General features: G+C 69.7%; 18 protein-coding genes and 2 tRNA genes. 18 read left to right on the forward strand and 2 right to left on the reverse strand.

Translation table 11 applies throughout. The features are described from left to right. Nucleotides 1-393: 393 nt before the first annotated feature. Both ACZ7LK_RS01780 and ACZ7LK_RS01785 read left to right on the forward strand, forming a co-directional pair. Nucleotides 394-588 carry a hypothetical protein gene (locus tag ACZ7LK_RS01780; RefSeq protein WP_064069514.1) on the forward strand — a complete coding sequence of 65 codons (195 nt, stop codon included), beginning with the start codon at nucleotides 394-396 and terminating at the stop codon, nucleotides 586-588. 71 nt (nucleotides 589-659) lie between these two features. Next, nucleotides 660-1,025 (forward strand): cupin domain-containing protein, encoded by a 366-nt coding sequence (locus tag ACZ7LK_RS01785; RefSeq protein ID WP_392274775.1) that lies wholly within the window; start codon nucleotides 660-662, stop codon nucleotides 1,023-1,025. A gap of 83 nt (nucleotides 1,026-1,108) precedes the next feature. On the opposite strand, the gene ACZ7LK_RS01790 is transcribed toward ACZ7LK_RS01785, so the two are convergent. Then, nucleotides 1,109-1,179 (reverse strand) — tRNA-Gly (locus tag ACZ7LK_RS01790). Between the two features lie 136 nt (nucleotides 1,180-1,315). On the opposite strand from ACZ7LK_RS01790, the gene ACZ7LK_RS01795 reads away from it, so the two are divergent. The 5 genes from ACZ7LK_RS01795 (at nucleotide 1,316) to clpX (ending at nucleotide 5,969) form a co-directional block, all read left to right on the forward strand. Beyond that, nucleotides 1,316-1,392, forward strand: a tRNA-Pro gene (locus tag ACZ7LK_RS01795). Between the two features lie 174 nt (nucleotides 1,393-1,566). Next, nucleotides 1,567-2,961, forward strand: coding sequence for a trigger factor (gene tig / locus ACZ7LK_RS01800; protein WP_392274776.1), 1,395 nt, complete (start codon nucleotides 1,567-1,569; stop codon nucleotides 2,959-2,961). Nucleotides 2,962-3,212: 251 nt separating this feature from the next. Next, nucleotides 3,213-3,830, forward strand: a complete 618-nt coding sequence (locus ACZ7LK_RS01805; protein ID WP_079137019.1) for an ATP-dependent Clp protease proteolytic subunit — start codon at nucleotides 3,213-3,215, stop codon at nucleotides 3,828-3,830. A 44-nt stretch (nucleotides 3,831-3,874) separates the two neighbouring features. Further along, nucleotides 3,875-4,549 (forward strand): ATP-dependent Clp protease proteolytic subunit, encoded by a 675-nt coding sequence (locus tag ACZ7LK_RS01810; RefSeq protein WP_031070475.1) that lies wholly within the window; start codon nucleotides 3,875-3,877, stop codon nucleotides 4,547-4,549. Between the two features lie 136 nt (nucleotides 4,550-4,685). After that, a complete protein-coding gene (gene clpX, locus ACZ7LK_RS01815) occupies nucleotides 4,686-5,969 on the forward strand; it encodes an ATP-dependent Clp protease ATP-binding subunit ClpX (RefSeq protein ID WP_073751205.1) in 1,284 nt (427 codons plus the stop codon). A gap of 72 nt (nucleotides 5,970-6,041) precedes the next feature. On the opposite strand, the gene ACZ7LK_RS01820 is transcribed toward clpX, so the two are convergent. Further along, a complete protein-coding gene (locus tag ACZ7LK_RS01820; protein WP_392274777.1) occupies nucleotides 6,042-6,971 on the reverse strand; it encodes a hypothetical protein in 930 nt (309 codons plus the stop codon). A gap of 139 nt (nucleotides 6,972-7,110) precedes the next feature. On the opposite strand from ACZ7LK_RS01820, the gene ACZ7LK_RS01825 reads away from it, so the two are divergent. The 11 genes from ACZ7LK_RS01825 to ACZ7LK_RS01875 all read left to right on the forward strand — a co-directional run bounded on the left by ACZ7LK_RS01825 (nucleotide 7,111) and on the right by ACZ7LK_RS01875 (nucleotide 22,269). Further along, nucleotides 7,111-9,732 (forward strand): valine--tRNA ligase, encoded by a 2,622-nt coding sequence (locus ACZ7LK_RS01825; protein ID WP_471137925.1) that lies wholly within the window; start codon nucleotides 7,111-7,113, stop codon nucleotides 9,730-9,732. Nucleotides 9,733-9,825: 93 nt separating this feature from the next. Continuing rightward, entirely contained in the window at nucleotides 9,826-11,334 is a 1,509-nt protein-coding gene (gene folC / locus ACZ7LK_RS01830; RefSeq protein ID WP_392274779.1) for a bifunctional tetrahydrofolate synthase/dihydrofolate synthase, read from the forward strand. 8 nt (nucleotides 11,335-11,342) lie between these two features. Further along, entirely contained in the window at nucleotides 11,343-11,678 is a 336-nt protein-coding gene (locus ACZ7LK_RS01835; RefSeq protein ID WP_392274780.1) for a DUF4233 domain-containing protein, read from the forward strand. Between the two features lie 150 nt (nucleotides 11,679-11,828). After that, nucleotides 11,829-12,242: a nucleoside-diphosphate kinase gene (gene ndk, locus ACZ7LK_RS01840; RefSeq protein WP_471137928.1), complete on the forward strand. Its 414-nt coding sequence runs from the start codon at nucleotides 11,829-11,831 to the stop codon at nucleotides 12,240-12,242. A 263-nt stretch (nucleotides 12,243-12,505) separates the two neighbouring features. After that, nucleotides 12,506-13,525 carry a rod shape-determining protein gene (locus ACZ7LK_RS01845; protein ID WP_064069523.1) on the forward strand — a complete coding sequence of 340 codons (1,020 nt, stop codon included), beginning with the start codon at nucleotides 12,506-12,508 and terminating at the stop codon, nucleotides 13,523-13,525. A 132-nt stretch (nucleotides 13,526-13,657) separates the two neighbouring features. Next, entirely contained in the window at nucleotides 13,658-14,608 is a 951-nt protein-coding gene (gene mreC / locus ACZ7LK_RS01850; protein WP_392274782.1) for a rod shape-determining protein MreC, read from the forward strand. A gap of 2 nt (nucleotides 14,609-14,610) precedes the next feature. Beyond that, complete coding sequence (gene mreD, locus ACZ7LK_RS01855; RefSeq protein WP_392274783.1) at nucleotides 14,611-15,276, forward strand: rod shape-determining protein MreD; 666 nt, start codon at nucleotides 14,611-14,613, stop codon at nucleotides 15,274-15,276. A gap of 19 nt (nucleotides 15,277-15,295) precedes the next feature. Further along, nucleotides 15,296-17,482 carry a penicillin-binding protein 2 gene (gene mrdA / locus ACZ7LK_RS01860; protein ID WP_392274784.1) on the forward strand — a complete coding sequence of 729 codons (2,187 nt, stop codon included), beginning with the start codon at nucleotides 15,296-15,298 and terminating at the stop codon, nucleotides 17,480-17,482. A 6-nt stretch (nucleotides 17,483-17,488) separates the two neighbouring features. Further along, complete coding sequence (rodA, locus tag ACZ7LK_RS01865; protein WP_471137931.1) at nucleotides 17,489-18,688, forward strand: rod shape-determining protein RodA; 1,200 nt, start codon at nucleotides 17,489-17,491, stop codon at nucleotides 18,686-18,688. A gap of 32 nt (nucleotides 18,689-18,720) precedes the next feature. After that, complete coding sequence (locus ACZ7LK_RS01870) at nucleotides 18,721-20,226, forward strand: CYTH and CHAD domain-containing protein (protein WP_469464008.1); 1,506 nt, start codon at nucleotides 18,721-18,723, stop codon at nucleotides 20,224-20,226. A gap of 117 nt (nucleotides 20,227-20,343) precedes the next feature. Next, nucleotides 20,344-22,269, forward strand: coding sequence for a TIGR03960 family B12-binding radical SAM protein (locus tag ACZ7LK_RS01875; protein WP_471137933.1), 1,926 nt, complete (start codon nucleotides 20,344-20,346; stop codon nucleotides 22,267-22,269). Nucleotides 22,270-22,310: the final 41 nt, after the last annotated feature.

Genomic DNA, 22,310 nt, shown 5'->3' on the forward strand with positions numbered 1-22,310 from the left:
AATTCGTAAAACCGGCCGCGCGACGCGTCCATTCCTTTATGACACCACCCGCAACTGCACCCTATGCCCTGGTTAATCCCCCTTAAATGGTGCATACCGTTACCGCTTCTGCCGCGGAGAATTACTCGCCGGGCACGCTGCGAATTACCTGTGACCCCGCTGTGTGCGACGCGAAAAGATCAGAGGGAATTCGTGTACCGGTTTTCGGACCGGCGCTGCGGGGGTAGACGGCGGCAGCGGTGGGGGCGCGCGGTGGCCGCGATCCCCAGGTGAACGATGTGTCAGTGGGCCTCATTCGGGGGGAGGTTGGTGGCACGATGGAGCCAACGGGGGGCGCCGGGCCGCGCACCCCGGGGCCGGCAAGGTGGACCGACCGAGGGTGTGTGATCAGTTGTGGCCATTTCACTGTCCGTGGTGCTGCTGTTGGCGATCATCCTGGTGGTGTTGATTCGCGGCGGCTCCCTCAAGGCGGGGCCGGCGGTGGTCGCCGTGCTCTTCGGTTTCTTCCTCGCCTCGTCCGGCATGGCGCCCTCGATACAGCGCTTCCTCGACTCCATCGCCTCGACGATCAACCAGATCAGTTTCTGAGCTCCCTTTCCGAGTCGCAGCCGGTCGTGCCCCGACCCAGACTGGAAGGGGGATCCGGCCGAGGAGGAGACATGACGGGAGCGACACGCGAGGACACCCCCGTCGCCATCGAGGGCGGCGGCGTGGAACTGCGGACGCGGGAAGTCGGGGGTGACATGACCGTCGCCTTCGTCCGCTTCCCAAGCGGTACGGACATGGGCCCGGCCCTCAAGGGCCTGCCCGGCGACCTCTGCCAGTGCCCCCACTGGGGCTACCTGTTCAAGGGGCGGCTCAGGATGCGCACCGCGGACGGGGACCGCACCTACGAGGCGGGACAGGCCTTCTACTGGGAACCCGGCCACGCCCCCGAGGCCCTGGAGGACTGCGAGTACGTCGACTTCTCCCCGAGCCGGGAATTCGCCGAGGTGGTCGGGCACGTGAAGGCGCAGCTCGGGTGAACGGCCCGCGGCGGCGGCCCGGGGAACGCGGCGCGGCCCGGGCGGGGGGAACAGGTCCCCTCACCCGGGCCGCGGCCGGACGGAGCGGGCGACGGGAATCGAACCCGCGTAGCTAGTTTGGAAGACTAGGGCTCTACCATTGAGCTACGCCCGCGAGCAGCGCGCCGCGGGTCACAGGACCGCGGCACGAACGCATCGTCATCGTAGCGGGTCGTGTGCGGTCGCCGCACACCCCCTCACAAAGGTGCCGACGCACCGACGCGGGGCATGTACCCTACGTGTCGCACCGACGGGGTGTGGCGCAGCTTGGTAGCGCGTCCGCTTTGGGAGCGGAAGGCCGTGGGTTCAAATCCCGCCACCCCGACCACACCGGACGCGCCGGATCATGCGCGCAACCAAGATCACATTGTGGGCCTCATCCCGCTTGCGGTTACTATGCAAGCTGCGTGCCCGTGTGTCTCTCTGACCGGGCCGAATCCGCCGGAACCGCCGCAAGCGGCACCGGCAGAATCCAAGAATCAGCCACCAAGGAGACCGAACCGTGAAGAGCGCCGTGGAGACCCTGAACCCGACCCGGGTTCGGCTCACTGTCGAGGTGCCCTTCGAGGAGCTCAAGGACAGCCTCGACGCGGCGTACAAGAAGATCAACCAGCAGGTCACGGTCAAGGGCTTCCGCAAGGGCAAGATCCCGGCTCGTGTCATCGACCAGCGGTTCGGCCGTGGTGCGGTGCTGGAGGAGGCCGTCAACGACGCCCTCCCGAAGTTCTACACCGAGGCCGTCAACGAGGCCGAGGTCAACCCGCTGGGTCAGCCCGAGGTCGACATCACCGAGCTGAAGGACGGCGAGCTGCTGGCCTTCACCGCCGAGGTCGACATCCGCCCGACGATCGAGATCCCGGACTACTCCGGCATCGAGGTCACGGTCGACGCCGTCGAGGTCACCGACGAGGACGTCGAGAAGTCCGTCGAGCAGCTTCGCGACCGCTTCGCGTCCACCAACCCGGTCGAGCGCGCCGCCGCCGAGGGTGACGTCGTGACGGTCGACCTCGAGGCCAAGGTCGACGGCGAGGTCCTGCCGGACGGTGTCGCCTCCGGCGTGCAGTACACCATCGGCTCCGGTGAGCTCCTCGACGGCATCGACGAGGCCGTGACCGGCCTGGAGGCCGGTGGCGAGGCCACCTTCACCTCCCAGCTCAAGGGCGGCTCCGCCGAGGGCAAGGAGGCCGAGGTCACCGTCAAGGTCACCCAGGTCGCCGCCCGTGAGCTCCCCGAGCTCGACGACGACTTCGCGCAGATGGCGTCCGAGTTCGACACCCTCGAGGAGCTGAAGGCCGACAGCCGCAAGCGCCTCGAGAACATGAAGCAGTACGACCAGGCCACCCAGGCCCAGGAGCGCGTGCTGGACCAGCTCATCGAGCTGGCCGAGGTGCCGATCCCCGAGAAGCTCCTCGAGGACGAGGTCAACACCCGCAAGCACAACCTGGAGCACCACCAGCTCGGCCAGATGGGTCTGACGCTGGAGAAGTACCTGGAGCTCCAGGGCAAGACGGTCGAGGAGTTCGAGACCGAGACCCGCGAGCAGGCGGTCAAGGGCATCAAGACCCAGTTCATCCTCGACGAGCTGGTCAACAAGGAGAAGCTCAACGTCAACCAGGAGGAGCTCACCGAGCACCTCATGCGGCGTGCCGCCTCCTCCGGCATGAGCCCCGACCAGTTCGCCAAGGCCGTCGTCGAGGGCGGCCAGGTGCCGATGCTCGTCGGCGAGGTCGCCCGCGGCAAGGCCCTCGCGGTCGTCGTCGAGGCCGCCAAGGTCGTCGACACCAACGGCGAGCCGGTCGAGCTCGACGACGACGAGGACGAGTCCGCCGAGTCCGCCGAGACGGCCGAGGCCTCCACCGAGGAGTCCGCGGAGTCCGAGGACAAGAACGAGGCCTGAGCCACGGCCCCGGTATGAACGGTCCGACGGGCCCGATCCGCACCCGCGTGCGGTCGGGCCCGTCGCCGTACGGGAGCCCCCGGGGCCTGCCGGCCCAACTACCTTGCGCTCCCAGCGAACAGTTGGGGAACCGGGATGGTGTTGTCCGACCTGCGCGTTAGGGTCCATGAATACGAGGGCAGGCCATTACCCGCCCCCAGTACGTACGACGCTGAGACGGCCGGAGCCGTCAGAGACGAGCAGGTGGATACGTGACGAATCTGATGCCTTACGCCGCGGGTGAGCCGTCCATCGGTGGTGGCCTCGGCGACCATGTCTACAACCGGCTGCTCGGCGAGCGGATCATCTTCCTCGGCCAGCAGGTCGACGACGAGATCGCGAACAAGATCACCTCGCAGATGCTGCTCCTTGCCGCCGACCCGGACAAGGACATCTACCTGTACATCAACAGCCCGGGTGGCTCGGTGACGGCCGGCATGGCCATCTACGACACCATGCAGTACATCCCGAACGACGTCGTCACCATCGGTATGGGCATGGCAGCCTCGATGGGTCAGTTCCTGCTCACCGGCGGCACCCCCGGCAAGCGCTTCGCGCTGCCGAACACGGACATCCTGATGCACCAGGGCTCCGCCGGCATCGGCGGCACCGCCTCGGACATCAAGATCCAGGCCGAGTACCTCCTCCGCACGAAGAAGCGCATGGCCGAGATCACCGCGCGCCACTCCGGCCAGTCCGTGGAGACGATCATCCGCGACGGTGACCGCGACCGCTGGTTCACCGCCGGGGAGGCCAAGGAGTACGGCCTGATCGACGACATCATGTCTGCCGCCGCGGGCGTTCCGGGCGGTGGCGGCACCGGCGCCTGAGCGCCCCCGCCCCTCGCCCCCCAGCCCCGCCGAACGCCACCAGGATGGTGAACACCCATATGAGCAACTTCTCCGCGAGCGGCCTCTACACCGGCCCGCAGGTGGACAACCGGTACGTCGTCCCCCGCTTCGTCGAGCGCACCTCCCAGGGCGTGCGCGAGTACGACCCGTACGCGAAGCTCTTCGAGGAGCGCGTGATCTTCCTCGGCGTGCAGATCGACGACGCCTCGGCCAACGACGTCATGGCGCAGCTGCTGTGCCTGGAGTCGATGGACCCGGACCGCGACATCTCCATCTACATCAACAGCCCCGGTGGCTCCTTCACCGCGCTGACGGCCATCTACGACACGATGCAGTTCGTGAAGCCGGACATCCAGACGGTCTGCATGGGCCAGGCGGCCTCCGCCGCGGCCGTGCTGCTGGCCGCCGGCACCCCCGGCAAGCGGATGGCCCTGCCCAACGCGCGTGTGCTGATCCACCAGCCGTCCGGCGGCACCGGCCGTGAGCAGCTCTCCGACCTGGAGATCGCGGCCAACGAGATCCTGCGCATGCGTACGCAGCTGGAGGAGATGCTGGCCAAGCACTCCACCCAGCCGATCGAGAAGATCCGCGACGACATCGAGCGCGACAAGATCCTCACGGCCGAGGACGCCCTGGCGTACGGCCTGGTGGACCAGATCGTCTCCACCCGCAAGAGCACCGCAGCGGCGGCTGCCTGACGGCCCCGCCTTCCCTTGGCACGGTGTGAACCGTGCCAAGGGGGGCCCGAACCAGGGCCCCGGCAAGGTACCGTCGGATATGAGGCACCAGGAGTCGGCTGAACCAAGCCGCTCCCAGGCGAAGGGGAAGCACCTCGTGGCACGCATCGGTGATGGCGGCGACCTGCTCAAGTGCTCGTTCTGCGGAAAGAGCCAGAAGCAGGTGAAGAAGCTCATCGCAGGCCCCGGTGTGTACATCTGCGACGAGTGCATCGACCTCTGCAACGAGATCATCGAAGAGGAGCTCGCGGAGACGAGCGAGGTCCGCTGGGAGGAACTCCCCAAGCCGCGCGAGATCTACGAGTTCCTGGAGGGGTACGTCGTCGGCCAGGAGCCGGCCAAGAAGGCCCTCTCCGTCGCGGTGTACAACCACTACAAGCGCGTCCAGGCCGGTGAGAACGGCGGGGGCGCGGGCCGGGACGACGCGATCGAACTCGCCAAGTCCAACATCCTGTTGCTGGGCCCCACCGGCTCCGGCAAGACGCTCCTGGCCCAGACGCTGGCCCGGATGCTCAACGTCCCGTTCGCCATCGCCGACGCGACGGCGCTCACGGAGGCGGGGTACGTGGGCGAGGACGTCGAGAACATCCTCCTGAAGCTCATCCAGGCCGCCGACTACGACGTCAAGAAGGCCGAGACGGGCATCATCTACATCGACGAGATCGACAAGGTCGCCCGTAAGAGCGAAAACCCGTCGATCACCCGCGATGTGTCGGGCGAGGGCGTCCAGCAGGCGCTCCTCAAGATCCTGGAAGGCACCACGGCCTCGGTGCCCCCGCAGGGTGGGCGCAAGCACCCGCACCAGGAGTTCATCCAGATCGACACGACGAACGTGCTGTTCATCGTGGGCGGCGCCTTCGCCGGCCTGGAGAAGATCATCGAGTCCCGGGCGGGTGCCAAGGGCATCGGCTTCGGCGCGACGATCCGCTCCAAGCGCGAGATCGAGGCGAGCGACCAGTTCCAGGAGGTCATGCCGGAGGACCTGGTGAAGTTCGGGATGATCCCCGAGTTCATCGGCCGTCTCCCCGTCATCACCTCGGTCCACAACCTGGACCGCGAGGCCCTGCTGAAGATCCTCGTCGAGCCGCGCAACGCGCTGGTCAAGCAGTACCAGCGCCTCTTCGAACTCGACGGCGTCGAGCTGGACTTCGACCGCCCGGCCCTCGAGGCCATCGCCGACCAGGCCATCCTCCGCGGCACCGGCGCGCGCGGCCTGCGCGCCATCATGGAGGAGGTCCTGATGTCGGTGATGTACGAGGTTCCGTCCCGCAAGGACGTCGCCCGCGTCGTCATCACCGAGGACGTCGTCCACAACAACGTCAACCCGACGCTCGTCCCCCGGGTCGTCAAGGACCCGGGCCGCCACGAGAAGTCGGCGTAACCCCAAACACCCCGAAGGCGCCCGCCCGGTTCCCCGAACCGGGCGGGCGCCTTCGTCGTTCGCCGGGGCGCGTCAGGCCTTGACGCGGACTTCCTTGCGGAGCTTGGCGGCGATGCCGGCCGCCTCCTCGACGCTGCTGCTCTTGCCCGACATGGCGCTGGCCATGTCGACCGGCATCACCATGCCGAGCGTGCTGTAGTCACCCCACACGCACACCGAGACGGTGAAGTCCTTGGGGCCCGCCCCGGACCCGCCGCCGCCCGGCTTGGTCTTCACCTGCTGGCACTTGAGGACCGCGCCCTCCAGGCCCTCGGGCGTGTACGCCTGGGGGCTGCCGACCAGCTCGGCGTCCTCGCTGCTGTCCTTCTCCGACTCCGTCTTCATGTGGGCGAAGAACGCGTCGACGACCTTCTCGGGGTCCTCGATCTCGCCGTACACGCCACCGAACTGGAGCATCTTGGCCGTGAAGGGGTTCTGCTGGACGTCCCCCGCCTGGTAACCGGCCTCGACCTCCTTGGCGTTCTTCACGCCCCACTTCTCGGCGTCCTTGAGGTCGTCGTCGGACGACGAACCGCTGTCGCCCTTGCCCTTCTTGTACTCCGTCAGCACCGTCTCCGGCGTCACCAGCTTGTGGGGACCGTCGTCCGCGATGTCGGCGCCGCCCGAGCCGCCGAGGACGAAGTACGCGCCCACGCCGATCGCCGCCACGACCGCGACCGCGCCGAGGATGAGGCCCGTCTTCTTCTTGGGGGCCGGCGGCGGGGGCGGGGGGTAGGCGCCGGGGCCGGCGCCGTAGGGCGCTTGCGGGGGCTGGCCGTAGGGGCCGGGTTGCTGGGGGTGGCCGTAACCCTGCTGCGGCACGCCCTGCGGGGGCGGCGCCTGCTGCGGGTAGCCGTAGCCGGGCTGGGGCGCCTGCGGCTGCTGGCCGTAAGGGCCCGGCTGACCGTACGGTCCGGGCTGCTGGGGCTGTCCGCCGTACGGGCCCGGCTGGTTGTAACTCATTAAGGGGTTCCCCCTCCGAATGCTTATGCGTTCCTCACATCCTGGCCGAAAGCCGTGGGCACCGGTGCGGCGGGGGGCCCAACCGTTACCGAACATTCCCGTTTCAGTACGGGCCTGTGACACCTCTAAACTGTGGCCCGTGACCGAGAACACTCAGCAGCAGCCAGCATCCGTCCCCGAACTGCCGACCCAGTACGCGCCGGCCGAGGTAGAGGGGAAGCTGTACGAGCGCTGGGTAGAGCGCGGTTACTTCACGGCGGACGCGACGAGCGAGAAGCCGCCGTACACCATCGTCATCCCGCCGCCGAACGTCACCGGCAGCCTCCACCTGGGCCACGCCTTCCAGCACACGCTCATGGACGCCCTCACCCGCCGCAAGCGGATGCAGGGGTACGAGGCGCTGTGGCTGCCCGGCATGGACCACGCCGGCATCGCCACCCAGAACAAGGTCGAGCAGCAGCTCGCCGAGGAGGGCAAGTCCCGCCACGACCTGGGCCGCGAGGAGTTCGTCGAGCGCGTCTGGCAGTGGAAGGAGGAGTACGGCGGCAAGATCCTCGGCCAGATGCGCCGCCTCGGTGACGGCGTCGACTGGTCGCGCGAGCGGTTCACCATGGACGAGGGCCTGTCCAAGGCCGTCCAGACCATCTTCAAGCGGCTGTTCGACGACGAGCTGATCTACCGCGCCGAGCGCATCATCAACTGGTGCCCGCGCTGTCTCACCGCCATCTCCGACATCGAGGTGGAGTACCAGGAGGACGACGGCGAGCTCGTCTCCATCCGGTACGGCGAGGGCGACGAGACGCTCGTCGTCGCCACCACCCGCGCCGAGACGATGCTCGGTGACACCGCGGTCGCCGTCCACCCGGACGACGAGCGGTACAAGCACCTCGTCGGCAAGCGCATCAAGCTGCCGCTGACCGACCGCACCATCCCGGTCGTCGCGGACACCCACGTCGACCCGGAGTTCGGCACCGGCGCCGTCAAGGTGACCCCGGCCCACGACCCGAACGACTTCGCGATCGGCCAGCGCCACGGCCTGGAGTCCATGACGATCATGGACGAGCGCGGTGTCATCACCGTCCACGGTCCCTTCCAGGGCCTGGACCGCTTCGAGGCGCGCAGCGCCGTCGTCGGCGCGCTGCGCTCGCAGGGCCGGATCGTCGCCGAGAAGCGCCCGTACGTCCACTCCGTCGGCCACTGCTCGCGCTGCAAGACCACCATCGAGCCGCGCCTGTCGATGCAGTGGTGGGTCAAGGTCGGTCCGCTCGCCCAGGCCGCCGGTGACGCGGTCCGCGACGGCCGGGTGAAGATCCACCCGGAGGACATGTCGAAGCGGTACTTCGACTGGGTCGACAACATGCACGACTGGTGCATCTCGCGCCAGCTCTGGTGGGGCCACCGCATCCCCGTCTGGTACGGCCCGGACGGCGAGGTCGTCTGCGTCGGACCCGACGACGAGGCGCCCACCGGCGAGGGCTGGACCCAGGACACCGACGTCCTGGACACCTGGTTCTCCTCCGGCCTGTGGCCGTTCTCCACGCTCGGCTGGCCGGAGCGGACCCCGGACCTGGAGAAGTTCTACTCCACCGACGTCCTGCTCACCGGCCACGACATCATCTTCTTCTGGGTCGCCCGGATGATGATGTTCGGCCTGTACGCGATGGACGGCGAGGTCCCGTTCACGACCATCGCCCTGACCGGTCTCGTCCGTGACGAGCGCGGCAAGAAGATGTCCAAGTCCTTCGGCAACGTCGTCGACCCGCTGGACTGGATGGACGCGTACGGCTCCGACGCCGTGCGGTTCACGCTGGCCCGCGGCGCCAACCCCGGCACCGACGTGCCGATCGGCGAGGACTGGGTCCAGGCGTCCCGCAACTTCGCCAACAAGATCTGGAACGCCACCCGCTTCGCGCTGATGAACGGCGCCACGGTGGAGGGCCCGCTGCCGGACGCCTCCGAGATGTCCGCCACCGACCGGTGGATCCTGTCGCGGCTCAACAAGACGGTCGCCGAGGTCGACGCGTACTACGAGGACTTCCAGTTCGCGAAGCTCTCCGACGCGCTCTACCACTTCGCGTGGGACGAGGTCTTCGACTGGTACGTCGAGCTGTCGAAGACCACCTTCTTCGGCGGCGGCGAGCCCGCCAAGGTCTCGGCCCGCGTCCTGGGCGAGGTCCTGGACGTGTCGCTGCGGCTGCTGCACCCGGTGGTCCCGTTCGTCACCGAGACCCTGTGGACCTCGCTCACCGGCGGCGAGTCCCTCGTCATCGCCGACTGGCCCGCCGACTCGGGCTTCCGCGACGAGGCCGCCGAGCGCGAGATCGAGCTCGTCCAGCGGGTCGTCACCGAGGTCCGCCGCTTCCGCTCCGACCAGGGCCTCCAGCCCGGCCAGAAGGTCCCGGCCCGCCTGGACCTCACCGGCACGGCCCTGGCCCCGCACGAGGCGGCCATCCGCCAGCTGCTGCGCCTCCAGCCGGAGGGCGAGGGCTTCCACGCCACCGCCTCCCTGCCGGTCGCGGGCGCCACCGTCGCGCTCGACCTGTCGGGCACCATCGACGTGGCGGCCGAGCGCAAGCGCCTCGCCAAGGACCTGGCCGCCGCCGAGAAGGAGAAGGCCCAGGCGACCGCGAAGCTCGGCAACGAGGCGTTCCTCGCCAAGGCGCCGGACAACGTCGTGGACAAGATCCGTACCCGACTGGCCAAGGCCGACGAGGACATCGCCCGCATCGAGAACCAGCTGGCGAGCCTTCCCGAGGCGTGACCCGGACGGCGGGGGCGCGGGGCGTCCGCCCCGCACCCCCGCCGTCGCGGCACCGGTCCGGGCGCCGGCGGCGGGGCTCCGTAGACTGGCCCTGTGAGTGAGCAGCCCCCGTCCAGCGACAGCGACGACTTCGACGACATCGTGGAAGCCGAGACCCACCGAGATCCCGACCTGGCGGTGATCGAGGCCGGCAGCCGTACGCTGCGCACCCAGGCCGGTCCCCCCGGGGCCGCCGAGGCGGTGCCCTCCCGGCCGGCCGACCCGGAGGTGGACCAGGCGCTGCGGGAGGTGGAGCAGGAGCTCGCCACCCGCTGGGGCGAGACCAAGCTGGAGCCCTCGGTGACGCGGATCGCGGCGCTGATGGACGTGCTGGGCGAGCCGCAGCGCGCGTACCCCTCGATCCACATCACCGGCACCAACGGCAAGACGTCCACGGCCCGGATGATCGAGGCGCTGCTCGGCGCGTTCGACCTCCGCACCGGGCGGTACACCTCGCCGCACGTGCAGTCGATCACCGAGCGGATCAGCCTCGACGGCGCGCCGATCGGCCACGAGCGGTTCATCGAGACGTACCGGGACATCAAGCCGTACGTGGAGATGGTCGACGGCTCCCAGGAGTACCGGCTGTCCTTCTTCGAGGTCCTCACCGGTATGGCGTACGCGGCGTTCGCCGACGCTCCGGTGGACGTGGCGGTCGTCGAGGTCGGCATGGGCGGCACCTGGGACGCGACCAACGTGATCGACGGCGACGTCGCCGTGGTCACCCCCATCGACCTGGACCACACGGACCGGCTTGGCTCGACGCACGCCGAGATCGCCGGGGAGAAGTCCGGGATCGTCAAGCAGGGCGCCACCGTCATCCTGGCCCAGCAGCCGGTGGACGCGGCGCAGGTGATGCTGAAGAAGGCCGTCGAGGTCGACGCGACCGTGGCCCGCGAGGGCATGGAGTTCGGCGTCGTCTCGCGCGAGATCGCGGTCGGCGGGCAGCTACTCACCCTGCGCGGGCTCGGCGGCGAGTACGAAGGGATCTTCCTCCCGCTGTACGGCGCGCACCAGGCGCACAACGCGGCGGTGGCGCTGGCGGCCGTGGAGGCGTTCTTCGGCATCGGCGCCCAGGAGGCGCGGACGCTGGACCTGGACCGGATCCGCGGGGCGTTCGCCTCCGTGGTCTCGCCGGGCCGCCTGGAGGTGGTGCGGCGCAGCCCGACCGTGGTGCTGGACGCCGCGCACAACCCGGCGGGCGCACGGGCCACGGCCGAGGGCATCAGCGAGGCGTTCGGGTTCTCCCGGCTGGTCGGTGTCGTCGGCACGAGCGGCGACAAGGACGTGCGGGGGCTGCTGGAGGCGTTCGAGCCGATCTTCGCCGAGGTCGTCGTCACGCAGAACTCCAGCCATCGCGCGATGGACGCGGACGAGCTGGCCGCCGTCGCCGTCGAGGTCTTCGGCGACGAGCGGGTGGTGGTCGAGCCGCGTCTGGACGACGCGCTGGAGGCGGCGATCACCCTGGCGGAGGAGGAGTCCGAGTTCGCGGGCGCGGGCGTCCTCGTCACGGGTTCGGTGATCACGGTCGGTGAGGCCCGGCTGCTGCTGGGGAAGGGCTGAGGTTTCTGATGCGTACGCTCTGTGCGTCCACGCTGATCGGCGAGTTCTTCGTGATCGGCTTCGCCGGGCTGGTGGCCATGAAGGACGACAGCCTGTCGATGGGCACCGTCTGGACGGTCTGCGGCATCCTGATGGCCCTGAGCGTGCTGCTGTGCGGCATGATCACCCGACCGGGTGGGATACAGCTCGGCTGGGCGCTCCAGGTGGCGCTGGTCCTGAGCGGTTTCATCGTGCCGGTCATGTTCTTCCTGGGCGCGGTGTTCGGCGGGCTGTGGTGGGCGTCGGTCCACTTCGGCCGCAAGATCGACGCGGCCAAGGCCAGGTGGGCGGCCCAGGCCCCCTGACGGCCGCCGCGCCCCCGGCCCGCCCCGCGCGGGCGGGCGTCCCCCGGACGGCGCAGCCGCGCGGAAGGCGGGGACCCGGTGCCGCGGGGGCCGGGGGCCCCTGTAGCCTCGGCTCACCGCACACGTATGCCTGCAAGGAGCCGTAACAACATGACCCAGCGCACGCTCGTCCTTCTCAAGCCCGACGCCGTTCGCCGCGGCCTGATCGGCGAGATCATCGGTCGTATCGAGCGCAAGGCCGGCTGGGCCATCACCGCGATGGAACTGCGCCACCTGGACCAGGACACGCTGGAGCAGCACTACGGCGAGCACAAGGGCAAGCCGTTCTACGAGCCGCTCGTGGCGTTCATGTCCTCCGGTCCGGTCGTCGCGCTGGTCGTCGAGGGCGAGCGGGTCATCGAGGGCGTACGCCAGCTCGCGGGTCCGACGGACCCGATCGCCGCGGCGCCCGGCTCCATCCGTGGTGATTTCGGCACCATCGTCCGGGAGAACCTGATTCACGCCTCGGACTCGGAGGAGTCCGCCATTCGGGAACTGAAGATTTTCTTCCCCGGCATTTCCTGACCCGCTGTCAGCCATACAGCGCTCATGACCTGGGGCGACCGAAGGAATTTCGGTCGCCCTTCGGCATATGAACGCCACGACCGGGAACGCATCGCTCCGACACTTCGTCACCTATACAGAGGCGGGCCACCGCGCCGTGTCCGCGCAGGCGGGACTACGATGTGAATCTCCTCGCCACACCACCCACCTCGCCGACCTGAGAAGCCGTCAACGCTCTAATTGGGAAGGCCCGACGCATCCTCATGGGAAACAAGGGGAACTCAATGTCGTTCATCGGCCGTGACATGGCTGTCGACCTCGGGACCGCCAACACGCTGGTGTACGTGAGGGGTCGCGGCATCGTCCTCAACGAGCCGTCCGTCGTCGCGATCAACACCAACACCGGCGGCATCCTGGCGGTCGGGGCCGAAGCCAAGAAAATGATCGGCCGCACTCCCGGCAACATCGTGGCCGTGCGTCCGCTGAAGGACGGCGTGATCGCCGACTTCGAGATCACGGAGCGCATGCTCCGCTACTTCATCCTCAAGATCCACAAGCGCCGCTACCTGGCCCGCCCGCGGGTCGTCGTCTGTGTGCCGTCCGGCATCACGGGCGTCGAGCGCCGCGCCGTCATCGAGGCGTCCACCCAGGCGGGCGCCCGCCAGGTGCACATCATCGAGGAGCCCATGGCCGCTGCCATCGGCTCCGGGCTCCCGGTCCACGAGGCCACCGGCAACATGGTCGTCGACATCGGTGGCGGCACCACCGAGGTCGCGGTCATCTCGCTCGGCGGAATCGTCACGGCACAGTCCATCCGGGTGGCCGGTGACGAGCTGGACAACGCGATCATCCAGCACGTCAAGAAGGAGTACAGCCTCCTCCTCGGCGAGCGGACCGCCGAACAGATCAAGATCACCATCGGTTCGGCGTACGACCTGGACACCGACGAGCACACCGAGATCCGCGGCCGTGACCTCGTCTCCGGGCTCCCCAAGACGGTGGTCATCTCGGCCGCCGAGGTCCGCAAGGCCATCGAGGAGCCGGTCAACGCCATCGTCGACGCGGTGAAGACGACCCTCGACAAGTGCCCGCCGGAGCTGTCCGGCGACGTCATGGACCGGGGCATCGTCCTCACCGGCGGCGGCGCCCTGCTGCGCGGCCTCGACGAGCGGCTCCGCCGGGAGACCGGCATGCCGATCCACATCGCGGAGGACCCGCTGGACTCGGTGGCGCTCGGCTCCGGCAAGTGCGTCGAGGAGTTCGAGGCGCTCCAGCAGGTGCTGGACGCCCAGCCGCGCAGATAGCGCGGCCCCACAGGTCAGCCGTACGGGTGCTGCCGGACCCGTACGGCTGATCGTTGATCCGGTTGCTCCGGTTGGTATAACGGCACAAACATTTCCTACGAGATTCCTACGAGGAAGGCACGGCCGCCCCACGTGAGGGACACACGAGAGAGCCGGCTGCTCCTGGTGCTGCTGGTCGCCATCGCGTTCGCGCTGATCACGGTGGACATCCGCGGCGGCGAGGAGTCACCCGTCGACGGCGCCAGACGGGCGGCCGCCACTGTCTTCGGCCCGGTCGAGAACAGCGTCGCGTCCGCCGTCAACCCGGTCGGCAACGCCATCGCGGCCGTACGGGACTCCGGCGAGCGCCACAACCGCATAGCGGAGCTGGAACGGGAGAACGCCGCGCTGAAGGCGAAGCTCGGCAGCGACGACCGCAACCGCAGCCGGGTGCGCGAGCTCGACAACCTCCTGAAGAAGGCCGGCGCCGGCCAGTACGGCATCAAGGCGGCCGAGGTCGTCGCCATAGGAGCCGCCCAGGGCTTCTCCTGGACGGTGACCATCGACGTGGGCTCCGACGACGGCATCAAGCGGGACATGACGGTCATCAACGGGGACGGGCTCGTCGGCCGTGTCACCACCGTCGGCCCCGGCACCTCCACCGTGCTCCTCGCCAGCGACCCGGACTTCACTGTGGGCACCCGCATGGAGCGCTCCGACGAACTCGGCTTCGCCACCGGCCAGGGCGACCGCCCGCTGTCCGTGCAGCTCCTCAACGGCAAGGCCAAGGTCAAGCCCGGCGACCGGCTGGTCACCTTCGGCTCCCGGGCCGACCGGCCGTTCGTGCCCGGCGTCCCGGTCGGCGAGGTGGTCCGTGTGGACCCGTCCACCGGCAGCCTCACCCGGAACATCTACGTGCGCCCGTACGTCGGCTTCAGCAAGCTCGACATCGTCGGCGTCGTCGTCCAGGCCCCGCGCGCCGACCCGCGTGACACCGTTCTGCCGCCCAAGCCCACGCCCGAGCCGACCGTCACGGTCACGGTGACCCCGTCCCCGACCGGGGCGCCCAGCGGAGCCCCGAGCGGGCAGCCGGAGGGGGAGTGACCATGCGTTTCAACCGGATCCTGCTCTCGACGACCCTGCTGGTCGTCGCCCTCGTCCTCCAGGTGTCGATCCTGGCCCGCCTCCAGCTCCCCGGCGCCGTCCCCGACATCGTCCTGCTCGTCGTCGTCGGCCTCGCGCTGGTGTACGGGCACGTCAGCGGCGCCCTCATCGGCTTCGGCGCCGGCCTCCTCACCGACCTCGCGCCGCCCGCCGACCACGCCGCCGGGCGGTACGCCCTGGTGCTGTGCGTCATCGGCTACCTGGTCGGCCTGGCCAAGCCCGAGAACGGCCAGCTCCGCTCCGCCACCGGCCCGATGGTCATGGTCGTGGTCGCCGCCGTCGGCTCGACGCTGCTGTACGCGGGCGTCGGCGCCCTCGTCGGCGACACCGCCGCCCGCCACGTCGGCCTGGTCTCCCTGCTGATCACCGCCGTGATCTACGACCTGCTGCTCGCCCCCTTCACCGTGCCGCTGATCATGGCCCTCGCCAGACGGGCCGAGAACGACCCCCTCGCCGAGAACACCGGCGCGGGCACCGATGTCGCCTCCGGCTTCCTGGCGAACGGCACCGGTCTGCGGATCGGCGAGCAGCGCGGCGTACTGCGCATGAAGGCCGCCCGCAACCGGGCGGCGCGGGCCGGACGCATCAAGGGCGTCAAGCGACTGTGACCGAGGGGGCCACCGCGTCATGAGCAACATCCCCGAGACCGGACGGACCCCCCGGGTCCAGATCCGGCTCATCGTCATCCAGGTCCTGGTCTTCTCCCTGCTCCTCACCCTCGGCGGCCGCCTCTGGTACCTCCAGATCCGGCAGGGCAAGGAGTACACCGACGAGGCGAAGAACAACCACGTGCAGCAGGTCGTCCAGCCCGCCGTACGCGGTGCCATCCTCGACGCGCGCGGCGTCCCCCTCGCCGACAACGAGACCCGCCTGGTGGTCTCCGCGTCCCGCACCGAACTGCTGAAGATGAAGGACGACGGCAAGGGCGTCCTCACCCGGCTGGCCGGCGTCCTGGGCATGAAGCCCAAGGAGGTCATGGACAAGATCCGCCTCTGCGACTCCAAGACGCCCCAGCCCTGCTGGAACGGCTCGCCCTTCCAGCCCATCCCCGTCACCGACGAGGCCACCACCCAGCAGGCCCTCCAGATCCGCGAACGCGCCGAGGACTTCCCCGGCATCACCGCCGAACCCACCGCCGTGCGCCGCTACACCGCGCCGGGCGGCGCCCGCACCGCGCAGGTCCTCGGCTACCTCTCTCCCGTCACCGACGAGGAGATCGAGAAGGCCAAGGACAGCGACTCGCCGTTCCTCCGCTCCGACATGGTCGGCCGCTCCGGTCTGGAGCGCACGTACGACAAGGCGCTGCGCGGCAAGGCCGGCGTCACCCGCTACGAGGTCGACAACCTGGGCCGGGTCCTCGGCGAGGCGGAGAGCGACCCCGGCCGGCCCGGCTCCACCGTCGTCACCAGCATCGACGCCCGCGTCCAGGCGGTCGCCGAGTACGAGCTGCACCAGGCGATGGAAACGGTTCGCAAGGAGACCGACCGGGTCACCGGCCGCCCCTACGAGGCCGACTCGGGCGCCGTCGTCGTCATGGAGTCCAAGACCGGCCGTGTCGTCGCCATGGCCTCCCAGCCCGACTACGACCCCAACGCCTGGGTCGGCGGCATCTCCGGCAAGGAGTACGCCCAGCTCACCGGCAAGAACTCCAACTACCCGCTGCTCAACCGGGCCATCCAGGGCCAGGCACCCGCCGGCTCGGTCTTCAAGGTGGTGTCGGCGAGCGCGGCCGTACGGGCCGGCTACGACTTCAACGACCGGTACAACTGCAGCAGCTCCTACAGCATGGGCGGCCGGAGCTTCGCCAACTTCGAGTCCAAGGGGCACGGCCCCATCACCCTCGGAGACGCCCTCAAGTTCTCCTGCAACACCGTCTTCTACCGCCTCGGCCACCAGGAGTGGCAGCGCGACGGCGGCCTCAAGCCGGCGAAGAAGCCCAACGACTGGTTCTACCGGACCGCCCGCGACTTCGGCTTCGGCTCCGAGACCGGCATCGACCTGCCCAACGAGGTCAAGGGCCGTATTCCGGACCGCCACTGGAAGCAGGCGTTCTGGGATGCCAACAAGGACTCCTGGTGCAAGCAGGGCAAGAAGGGCGGCAGCTACGTCGAGCAGATCGCCTACGAGAGCTGCCTCGAAGGCAACCAGCTCAAGGCGTTCGACAGCATCAACTTCGCCATCGGCCAGGGCGACGTGCTCATCACCCCCATCCAGCTCGCCACCGCCTACGCCGCCATCAGCAACGGCGGCACCCTCTTCGACCCCACCATCGGCAAGGCCGTGATCAGCCCCGACGGCAAGAAGGTCGAGGAGATCAAGCCCAGGGCCGGCGGCAGGCTCCCGGTCGACGCGGAGACCATCAGCAACCTCGACAAGGGCCTGAAGTCGGTCGTCGAGCCCGGCGGCACCGCCGCCTGGCGGTTCGGCGGCTGGCCGCAGGACAAGATCCCGATGCATGCCAAGACCGGCACCGCCCAGGTCTACGGCAAGCAGACCACGTCCTGGTTCGCCACCTACACCGACGACTTCACCATCGTCATGACCATCTCCCAGGGCGGCACCGGCTCCGGTGCCTCCGGCCCCGCCGTGCGCAACATCTACGACGCCCTCTACGGTCTGGACGACGCGGGCAACCAGGACATCAAGCGGGCCCTGCTGCCCCGGCCGCAGTCGGCCCTGCCCAAGATCCAGCCCGACGGCTCCATCGACGCGCCGGTCGTCACGCCCTACGACCCCGACGCCCAGAAGGTCGACCCGGGCGAGGGCGACGGGGAGCCGCAGCTCGCGGGACCGCCCCCGCACCGGAGGGACTGACCCACGATGGCCGGAACCAACAACTTCTCCGTCGCGCGCTACGCCCCCGACCGGGGCGCCTGGACCAAGCTCACCTCCCGCGACTCGATGATGCGCAGGCTCGACTGGCCGCTGCTGTTCTCGGCGATCGCCCTGTCCGCCGTCGGCTCGCTGCTGGTGTGGTCCGCCACCCGCAACCGCACCGAACTGACCCACGGCGACCCGTACGCCTTCCTCTTCCGCCATGTCCTCAACACCGGCATCGGCTTCGCCCTGATGGTCGGCACCGTCTGGCTCGGCCACCGCACCCTGCGCGGCGCGGTGCCCGTGCTGTACGGCATCTCCGTAATCCTGGTGCTGCTCGTCCTCACCCCGCTCGGCGCCACCATCAACGGGGCGCACGCCTGGATCGTCATCGGCGGCGGCTTCTCGCTCCAGCCCTCCGAATTCGTGAAGATCACGATCATCCTGGGCATGGCGATGCTGCTGGCCGCCAAGGTCGACGCGGGCGACCAGGTGCACCCCGACCACCGCACGGTGGCCAAGTCCCTGGGCCTGGCCGTCGTACCGATGGCCATCGTGATGCTGATGCCCGACCTGGGCTCGGTGATGGTGATGGTCGTGATCGTGCTGGGCGTCCTGCTCGCCTCCGGCGCGTCCAACCGGTGGATCTTCGGGCTCATCGGCGCCGGCGTCATCGGCGCGGTCCTGGTCGCCGCGCTCGGCGTGCTCGACCAGTACCAGATCAACCGCTTCGCGGCCTTCGCCAACCCCGAACTCGACCCGGCCGGCGCGGGCTACAACACCAACCAGGCCCGCATCGCCATCGGCTCCGGCGGACTGTACGGAGCCGGGCTGTTCAACGGCCACCAGACCACCGGGCAGTTCGTCCCCGAACAGCAGACCGACTTCATCTTCACCGTCGCCGGCGAGGAACTCGGCTTCATCGGAGCGGGCGCCATCATCGCGCTCCTCGGCGTGGTCCTGTGGCGCGCCTGCCGGATCGCCCGCGAGACCACCGAGCTGTACGGCACGGTCGTGGCCGCCGGCATCATCGCCTGGTTCGCCTTCCAGGCCTTCGAGAACATCGGCATGACCCTCGGCATCATGCCGGTCGCCGGTCTGCCCCTGCCGTTCGTCTCCTACGGAGGATCGTCGATGTTCGCCGTGTGGGTGGCGATCGGACTGCTCCAGTCGATCAGGGTGCAACGGCCCCTGGCCGCATAGACCGGGCCTCGCGGGGTAGCCGGTATCGAATGATGGCGGACACGAAGCGTGAGATCGAGCGCAAGTACGAAGCCGGCCCCGGCGCCCGGCTGCCGGACCTCACCGGGGTGCGCGGCACCGCGGCCGTCACCGACGAGGGCGTCACCGAACTGGACGCCGTCTACTACGACACCGAGGACCTCCGCCTCGCCGCGGCGTCCATCACGCTGCGCCGCCGCACCGGAGGCGCCGACGCCGGCTGGCACCTGAAACTGCCGGTCGCCCCCGGGACCCGGGACGAGATACGCGCCCCGCTCGAGGACGGCGTACCACCCTTCCTCGCCGCACTGGTCCGCGCCAGGACCCGGGGCGCCGAGCTCGTCCCGCAGGTACGGCTCCGCTCCCGCCGGGACGTACGCCACCTCCGGGACGCCGGCGGCACGCTGCTCGCGGAGGCCAGTACCGACACCGTCCGCGCCGAACGCCTCACCGGCGGGCGCGGCGGCACCGCCGAGTGGACCGAGATCGAAGTGGAGCTGGCGGACGGCGGCGACCCTGCCTTCCTCGACGCCGTGGACAAGCGGCTGCGCAAGAAGGGCCTCACCCCCTCCAGCGCGCCGTCCAAGCTGGAGAAGGCGCTCCGCGAGACCGGATGGCGGCCCGCGCCGGACCCCCGGGAGGACGGCACCGCCGGCGGCCGCGTCCTCGCCCACCTGCGCGACCAGGTGCGCAAGCTGCTCACCTACGACGCCGCCGTACGCCGGGACCTGCCCGACTCGGTGCACAGCATGCGGGTCGCCACCCGCCGCCTGCGCAGCGCCTTCCGCACGTACCGCAAGGTCCTGGACCCGGCCGTCACCGGCCCCGTCGGCGACGAGCTGCGCTGGCTGGCCCACGAACTCGGCGTCGACCGCGACCAGGAGGTCCTCGCCGAGCGGCTTACCGCCCGCATCGACACCGTGCCCGTCACCCTGCTCCTGGGCCCGGTCCGGGGGCGGCTGCGCGCCTGGGCCGCCACCGGCCGCGCGACCGCCCGCCACCGCACCCTGTCCGTCCTCGACAGCGAGCGCTACGCCACCCTCCTGGACTCCCTCGACGCCCTGCTCGCCGACCCACCGCTGCGCCCCGCGGCCGGTGAGGACGCCGGAACGGTGCTGGCCAAGGCACTCCTCAAGGAGCACCGGCGGCTCGCCGGCCGCGTCGACCGCGCCCTCGCCCTGCCCGCCGGCCACGACCGGGACGTCGCCATGCACCAGGCCCGCAAGACCGCCAAGCGCGTCCGGTACGCCGCCGAGAGCGCCACGCCCGTCCTGGGCAAGCCCGCGAAACGCCTCGGCAAGCGGGTGAAGGCCGTCCAGAAGGTCCTGGGCGACCACCAGGACAGCGTCGTCGCGCGCGCCACCCTCCGCGACATCGCCGTCCACGCCCACGCGGCCGGCGAGACCGCCTTCACCTGGGGGCTGCTCCACGGCCAGGAGGAGGCGAGCGCGGCCGAACGGGAGCGCGAGCTGCCGGCGGTGTGGGCGAAGGCCGCCCGGCCCGGACGGCTGCGCACCTGACCGGGGCGGGGCGCCCGCCCGCCGTGCCGGGCGGGGGCGTGGTGATCGCCGTGAGGAGGGCGACTCCGAGCGGGTTACGCTTGAGAGTCGCCCTGCCAGCTCACGAAGGTTCGCGAGATGCCTGCCGAGTCCGTCTTCCCTCAGCTCGAAGCTCTGCTTCCGCATGTGCAGAAGCCGATCCAGTACGTCGGCGGTGAACTCAACTCCACCGTCAAGGAGTGGGACAGCTGCGACGTGCGCTGGGCGCTCATGTACCCGGACGCCTACGAGGTGGGCCTGCCCAACCAGGGCGTCATGATCCTCTACGAGGTACTGAACGAGCGTGAGGGCGTCCTGGCCGAGCGCACGTACAGCGTGTGGCCCGACCTCGAGGCGCTGATGCGCGAGCACCGGGTGCCGCAGTTCACCGTGGACAGCCACCGCCCCGTGAAGGCCTTCGACGTCTTCGGGCTCAGCTTCTCCACCGAGCTCGGCTACACCAACATGCTCACGGCCCTGGACCTCGCGGGCATCCCGCTGGAGTCCAAGGACCGCACGATCGACGACCCGATCGTGCTCGCGGGCGGCCACGCGGCCTTCAACCCCGAGCCGATCGCCGACTTCATCGACGCCGCGATCATCGGTGACGGCGAGCAGGCCGTGCTCGACATGACCGAGATCATCCGCGCCTGGAAGGCGGAGGGCCGCCCCGGCGGCCGCGAAGAGGTGCTCCTCCGCCTCGCCAAGACCGGCAGCGTGTACATCCCGGCGTTCTACGACGTGGAGTACCTCCCGGACGGCCGCATCGGCCGTGTCGTCCCCAACAGGTCGGGCGTCCCGTGGCGCGTGTCCAAGCACACCGTGATGGACCTCGACGAGTGGCCCTACCCCAAGCAGCCGCTCGTGCCCCTCGCCGAGACCGTCCACGAGCGGATGTCCGTCGAGATCTTCCGCGGCTGCACCCGCGGCTGCCGTTTCTGCCAGGCCGGCATGATCACGCGCCCCGTGCGGGAGCGAAGCATCACCGGCATCGGCGAGATGGTCGAGAAGGGCCTCAAGGCGACCGGCTTCGAGGAGGTCGGCCTGCTCTCGCTCTCCTCCGCCGACCACTCCGAGATCGGTGACATCGCCAAGGGCCTCGCCGACCGGTACGAGGACGACAAGATCGGCCTGTCGCTGCCCTCCACCCGCGTCGACGCGTTCAACGTCGACCTCGCCAACGAGCTCACCAGGAACGGCCGCCGCTCCGGCCTGACCTTCGCCCCCGAGGGTGGCTCCGAGCGCATGCGCAAGGTCATCAACAAGATGGTCTCGGAGGAGGACCTGATCCGGACCGTCGCCACCGCCTACGGCAACGGCTGGCGCCAGGTGAAGCTGTACTTCATGTGCGGCCTGCCCACCGAGACCGACGACGACGTCCTCCAGATCGCCGACATGGCGATGAACGTCATCCAGAAGGGCCGCGAGGTCTCCGGCCAGAACGACATCCGCTGCACGGTCTCCATCGGCGGCTTCGTGCCCAAGCCGCACACCCCCTTCCAGTGGGCTCCGCAGCTCGGCGCCGAGGAGACCGACGCCCGGCTGGAGAAGCTCCGCGACAAGATCCGCGGCGACAAGAAGTACGGCCGCTCCATCGGCTTCCGCTACCACGACGGCAAGCCCGGCATCGTCGAGGGCCTGCTCTCGCGCGGCGACCGCCGCGTGGGCGCCGTCATCCGCGCCGTCTACGACGACGGCGGCCGCTTCGACGGCTGGCGCGAGCACTTCAGCTACGACCGCTGGATGGCCTGCGCGGAGAAGACGCTTCCCCGGTTCGGCGTGGACGTCGACTGGTACACCACCCGCGAGCGCACCTACGAGGAGGTCCTGCCCTGGGACCACCTGGACTCCGGTCTCGACAAGGACTGGCTCTGGGAGGACTGGCAGGACGCGCTCGACGAGACCGAGGTCGAGGACTGCCGCTGGACGCCGTGCTTCGACTGCGGTGTCTGCCCGCAGATGGACACCCACATCCAGATCGGCCCCACCGGCAAGAAGCTGCTGCCGCTGACGGTCGTCAAGTAGTCGCGTAACGTCCGCGCAACGGCCCGGCCGGGGAAGAAACC

This window comes from Streptomyces sp. NPDC039423, from assembly GCF_055598725.1.